Genomic DNA, 6,142 nt, shown 5'->3' with positions numbered 1-6,142 from the left:
ACAAGGCCGGATATAGATCTGCAAGCCAGCCTGTCTGCCACAACACACGATAACTTGCTCAAACGGGACGCGTTCATATAGACCCATCATGACGAATCACTCCCGTCGATCGATGTCTTCCAGGATACCGAACATTCCAAACCACGGGCGACTTTTTCAACACAATCCCATTGGAAGCAGCCATTGAAATGGCTCGGGTCGAACGGCAGTAGTGGGTGGTCGATCAGAGCCGGTCGCCGTCGGGCTCAGTTGGGTGGAGTCGGGAAAGGCGGCGACGATTCCGCGTAGTGATCCCACCGCAACGTATTCGGCTCAATGTTCCACCTGCCAGCGCAGCACCGGATGTGTGGCGCCAGTCGGCATCGCCCACGCGCCATCGCTGCCGAAGTTCCAGCCAACGAAGCTCCTGGGGTCACTCATCTGCGCAGTGGTCAGTCCATTCGAAGCGGGCAGATTGCCGCCGCTTTGCGCCTGTCCGGTCGTTTCCTTGTTCCAGTAGACGTCGCTGCCGAGTCCCGAGCAGTATTCGCAGACTCCGCCAACGGTGACAAGATTGAACGCAGAGACTTTGCCGCTCGCAAAAGACTCCGTGACCGTCCCGTTCCCGTGGTGGATGAGGCCTCCAGACGAGCCGCGCGATTCGTTCGCTGCGACGATGCCGGTAGCGTAAGACTGCGTGATCGTCCCTTCGTTGTCGAACACCAGCCCGCCGCCGCCGGAGTCGGCGTAGACGGTGGCGTTGCTGCCGGAGCGCGCGATCATGCCGTAGTTCGTGCCGACGAGTCCGCCGATTGTCGCGCCCGACGCGTTGCTGGACCCCGACACGTAGCCGGAGGTGAACGTATTGACGATCAGGCCGTAGTTGCTCATGGCCAGGATGCCGTCGGGTTTATACGAGGGCGCGTAGGTACCCGACACCGCATCGACGATATTCACGTCGCGCACCACGCCGTTTGCGGCGATGTCGCTGAAGACCGCGTCGGTGTCGGGCTTAATGTGTGACACGCTGTGCCACATGCCGTCGAATTGCCCGCTGAACTGCATCTTGCTCGCGAAGCCGAGCGTCTTGAACGCGTAACCCGTGGCGTCGATGTCGTGGCCCAGCGCGTAGTTGCCGCTCATATCGCTCCCGATGTTCTGCAGATCCTGCACCGTATTGACCAGCTTGTAGTCTGTGATCTGCGTAACCAGTCCACTATAGTCGGGCGCCACCCACGCACTGTTCGCGAGCACGGTGCCGGGCGAATAACTGCCGATCATGTCGTAAAGCGCGCTGACCGTGCCGGTGCTTTGCGACCAGTCGATGGTGCCGTTGTTCGTGATGCTGCCGCCGTTGTTCACGCTCGCTGCGTCCGCGCGCAGTGTCAGCGCGCCGCTGCCCTGGTTGCTCAACGTGACGCCCGGACTCACCGTCAGGCTATGTGCCACGTTCAGCGAGAGCGATGCGCCGCCGGTCCATTGGATATTTTGGTCCGCGATGAGGTCACCGCTCTGGCCGTTGGCGCCTGTGGTCGTCATCGAAATGGATGTGCCGTCGTTGAGGCTGCGCGTGAAAGAACGCGACGCGCCGTTGTCGAACGTGTACGCGGGCAGGGTGACGTTCCACTGGCCCGCGACCACTTTCGCGAAGTCGCCCCAGAACGTGAAGAGCCCGGTGTCCATATCGACCGTGCCCCCTTTGCCGTCGGCGTTCTTCGCGGCGATGTTGCCCGCGAGAATCACCTGTCCTTTCGGACCCGCGACGAGCCACACGTGACCGTCGCGCACCGCGGTGCCGGTCGCGCGCAGCACGTCGGCGTTGCCGGCCAACGCATAGATGTTGCCGTCGACGGCCTGCAGATTCACCTGCGCCGCTTCGATCGCGCCCGTGTCGACGATCGCGCCACCGCTCGCGGTCTGCACGAACATCTGCTGGGAGCTGGACGAGTCCTGCAACAGCACCTTGTTGCCCACTGCGATCTCGGCGGTGCCGTTCGGCGCGCTGATGTTGCCGTAGTTGTCGACTTCGCTCGCGGCGATCAGCAGCACGTCGCCGTTCGTCGAGCCGATGTTGCCGAGGTTCACCACGCGTTGCGTCGACTGGCCGGAAAACATGAGCGGGGCGCCGGCCATGAACGACGCGTTGTCGGTGTCGAGTGTGGAGGCAACGAAGCGACCGCCCGTCGTGACCACGCCTTGCGGTCCGACCACTATGCCTTGCGGATTGATCAGGTAGACGCTGCCGGTTGCGTTCAGCTTGCCGAGGATCATCGAGGGCGTGCCGCCTGTCACGCGATTGAGCGTCGCGCCGTTGCCGTTGTTGATGTTGACGGTGTTGTTCTGGCCAATCGAAAAGCGGTTCCAGTCAATCACTCCGCGCGTTGAGCCCGGCTGGGTGACAGTAAGCGTATCGCCGGACGTGGCAATGGAGCCGTTGCCGCTCACATAGGCGCCGCCTTGCGGCAGGATGCCAGCCGCGACCACCGGCGCGGCGCACGATAGACCCAGAAGGAAGACGATGACGGAGGCAGCAGGTAGCCTGCGCGCACCACAAGGCGCACGCATTGACAATGTATTGGGCGACATCGCTTCCTTTTCTATAAAAGGATTGGCATGCCACTCGGCCCGGCGGTCTGTTCAGGGTGTGGCCTCAGAAGCATAGTCATAAGTGGACCACTTAACTAACAACAAACTCTCAGCATTTCGCGACGGCATACACTGCTTTTGCGCCGTCGCAAAGTGCGTCCCGGTTCGGTGAGGGTGAGCAATGTGCAGTGCATGGCAGCGTAGCCGACAGCCCGTCCTAACGTCTTGCGCTGGTCGGCCAATTCGGGACGTTCAGTCGGATGCGGCGAATGGCCGCTTCAGTGAGTATCTGAGGCAGTCAAGCGTATATTTGCGTTGCCGTGAAATTCAGTCGCCTTTCACAATCAGGATGGAAACCTTGTATGACCGAGAAAGAGATCATCGTTCCGCATGGAATGGAACAGATTGTTGAACGAGCGGGCTATGCGCTGACCGTCAAAGTGGGAACAGCTGTGTTTTGTGCTGGGCAAGTAGGCCACACACCCGAACTTGACGTTATCCGCGATCCTGAGGCGTAGCTTCTCGCGTGCTGGGAGAATCTCAAGGCACTTCTATATGCAGCGGGCTGTACATTCGACGACGTTGTCGATATGACGACATTTCACGTGGAAATGAGCGCGAGGTTGAGCATCGGGTCTTTCCCCTTGGCAAATGTGCATGGACTGCCATTGGGGTATAGGAGCTCGCACATCCAGGCCTGCTGGCGGAAATCAATTGCGTCGCGATACAGCGAAGCTGCCTAAGGCGAGACCGTCCGTTGTAGGTTCGGGTGCCGCCGTCCGCCGCCACTCATCGACCGTCCCAGTTGGGTTGAGTGGGGAAGTTATCCGTCCAAGGCGATGCGTTGCTGTGCGCTTCCGATGGACTTCCGGGTTCGGCCGAGAGGGAGGGAACATCGGTAATGATCCGCAGGCTCAACGCAATAAGCGGCATCGCTGACTAAAGCCGATGGTGCGCCTGCCCTGTGCTCTTGGACTTGTGTCAAACCGCCATCAGCGGTTAGTTCGATGCCCGAGCCATAGCTGGTATCGTCGGATGCACGCAACAAAGCCGGTTTGGCGATTTCGTCCGGGCGGACAGCAGCCTGCCCGAGACCGCATACTGTGTCCACCGTAGCGGGGGCCGTCAGGGCTTTGATCAGGGTAACCCAGGTTGAGAACACCGGAAGAAACGGCAGGCCCACTTGCCCCGGATCTTTGACGTATGGCCAGACCGGAGCGGCGGCAGTCGCGAGTACGGCGACAGCTGCGGCTATAACCTTGTGTCGGGGCGTGGATCGCTGCTGAAAAAGGCGTCATGTGCATTGGAGAAAGAGTCGCAAGTACGTCGGGCGCCACTAAGACGCCTGCCCGGGCCTAGGTTATGGCGGGGCATGCGGGATCTCATTAGCGCCGGACGCTTTTGCGTTTAGTCCCACAGCGGTGTTTGTCATCGTTGCAGCAAGCGTTGCCCAATTGAGACACGTCACGCACTCGAGAAGCCTCCCTGACATTCGAGGCGAGATTTGAATTGCACGGCTGTTCGGGCTGTTTTGGTGCCGTCGCCTCGCCTCGAATTAGCCGTGAGCCATGTGTCTTTCGCTGCCGTCGTTACCACGACTGACGAAGAGGCTTCGACCACTCGTTTGGTGTGGCCTGGATGTGAGGCGCCAACGGGGCCGGGTGCATTTACTTGTCGCGCCGGTCGTAGCAGTTTAGCCGTCACCGGTACGATGGCCGGCCTGCTGCCCGTCAGCGGGCTGCAGCGCAGCGCGCAATTGATCAAGCGTAAAGGGCTTACGCAGCGCAGACCATTCGAAGCCGTGCGCCTCGTCCAGCGGGACAGCGTTGCCCGAAGCGAAAATGACCCTGAGCCCCGGGCGGACGGCAGACGCGCGTCGCGCCAGTTCGGTGCCTGACATGTCAGGCATGACGACGTCAGTGAACAGGACATCAAAGTCATTTCCGGCAAGCGTGTTCAGCGCCTGCGCCGCGCTTGCTGCCGGTTGCGGACGCATCCCGATCAGCATCAGTAGCTCGCACGTCGCGTCAAGCGACGCGACGTCGTCATCCACGACCAGGATGCGCAAGTCGTCCGCATCCCCGCCTCCGGCTGGCGCATACGCCTCGCCAGTGCGGGCGTCGCCTGGACCGGCTTCGTCCGCTTTGGCGTCGCTGTTGCCGAGTACCTGCCGCACCTTGGAGGCGAGCTGCTGGCGGCTGTACGGCTTGCTCAGAAGTTCTACGCCCGGGTCCAGTCGCCCACCGTGCACGATCGCGTTCTGCGTGTAGCCCGACGTAAAAAGCACCTTCAGCCCCGGCAACATCTGGACGGCCCTTCGAGCCATTTCCGGACTGCGCAGCACGCCGGGCATCACCACGTCTGTGAACAGAAGGTCGATGTGCACGCCGCTCGCCGCGATGGTCAACGCCTGATCGGCGTTATTGGCCTTGAGCACCGCGTAGCCGAGGCCGGAGAGCAGTTCGACGACGGTCGACTGGACCTTCAGATCATCCTCGACGACGAGAATCGTCTCGTTGCCGTGCTTCAGTCGGCCGGGCGTGGCAGACCTGGTGTCAACCGCCACCCCGGTGGACCGCGGCAGATAGATCCTGACGGTTGTTCCCTCGCCGATCTCGCTGTACAGGCGGATGTGGCCGCCGCTCTGCTTGACGAAGCCGTAGGCCATGCTCAGACCTAGCCCCGTGCCCTGGCCTTCCGGCTTGGTGGTGAAGAACGGGTCGAATGCACGTTCCATCACTTCCGGGCTCATGCCGGCTCCGGTGTCCGTCACGGCCAGCATCACATACTGCCCAGCCGCGACGTCGGGGAATCCCAGCACATATTCGTCGTCGAGCGTGGCATTCGATAGCTCAAGAGTGAGCTTGCCGCCGTCGGGCATGGCGTCGCGCGCGTTGATCGCCAGATTCAGGATCACGTTTTCCAGGTGATGCGGATCGACGGTGGTGTTCCATAGCCCCCCGGCAACGACCGACTCGATCTCGATCGTCTCGCCCAGCGCCCGCCGGAGAAGATCGTCAAGTGCGCGAAGCTGACGCGCGGGATTGATGACAACCGGAGCCAGAGGCTGCTGGCGACCGAACGCAAGCAGCTGGGATGCGAGCTTGGCGCCGCGATCGACCGCGTCGATTGCGTTGCCGAGCCGCTCGGCGCTCCAGTCGTCGCGACCATGCCGGCTTTCAAGCAGTTCCAGGTTGCCTCGCAGTACCTGAAGGACATTGTTGAAGTCGTGCGCCACCCCGCCCGTCAGTTTCCCGAGCGCTTCCATCTTCTGCGCCTGGAACAATGCGCTCTGCGTTTGCTCAAGAAGCTCGCCTGCGCGCCGTCGCTCAGTGATGTCCCGCGTGATTTTTGCGAATCCGACGAGCTCGCCGTCCTCGTAGATGGCGTCGATGATCACGTGCGCGAAGAAACGGCTGCCGTCGCGCCGCACCCGCCAGCCCTCGGCCTCGAAACGGCCCTCCCGCCTCGCTGTCTCGAGCCCCCTGAAAGGGACACCAGCGCCCACGTCCTCGAGGGTGTAAAAGCGCGAAAAGTGCGAGCCGATGATCTCGCCCTCGGTATATCCCTTGATTCG

General features: G+C 61.7%; 3 protein-coding genes. 1 reads left to right on the top strand and 2 read right to left on the bottom strand.

The features are described from left to right. Positions 1-312 precede the first annotated feature (312 nt). On the bottom strand, positions 313-2,565 hold the full coding sequence (locus J2W46_RS34225; RefSeq protein WP_310360435.1) for a two-partner secretion domain-containing protein: 2,253 nt from the start codon (positions 2,563-2,565) through the stop codon (positions 313-315). 362 nt (positions 2,566-2,927) lie between these two features. Here J2W46_RS34225 and J2W46_RS34220 point away from each other — a divergent pair, with 362 nt between their 5' ends. Then, the gene (locus tag J2W46_RS34220) at positions 2,928-3,083 is read left to right on the top strand and encodes a RidA family protein (protein ID WP_310360432.1); all 156 of its coding nucleotides are present in this window, start codon (positions 2,928-2,930) and stop codon (positions 3,081-3,083) included. Positions 3,084-4,258: 1,175 nt separating this feature from the next. Here the strand turns inward: J2W46_RS34220 and J2W46_RS34215 are convergent. After that, a partial coding sequence (locus tag J2W46_RS34215) for a response regulator (RefSeq protein ID WP_310360430.1) occupies positions 4,259-6,142 on the bottom strand: 1,884 nt, incomplete at its 5' end.

Source organism: Paraburkholderia strydomiana (genome assembly GCF_031456815.1).
GTDB lineage: Bacteria > Pseudomonadota > Gammaproteobacteria > Burkholderiales > Burkholderiaceae > Paraburkholderia > Paraburkholderia caledonica.
This window is presented reverse-complemented; position numbering and strand designations above follow the sequence as displayed.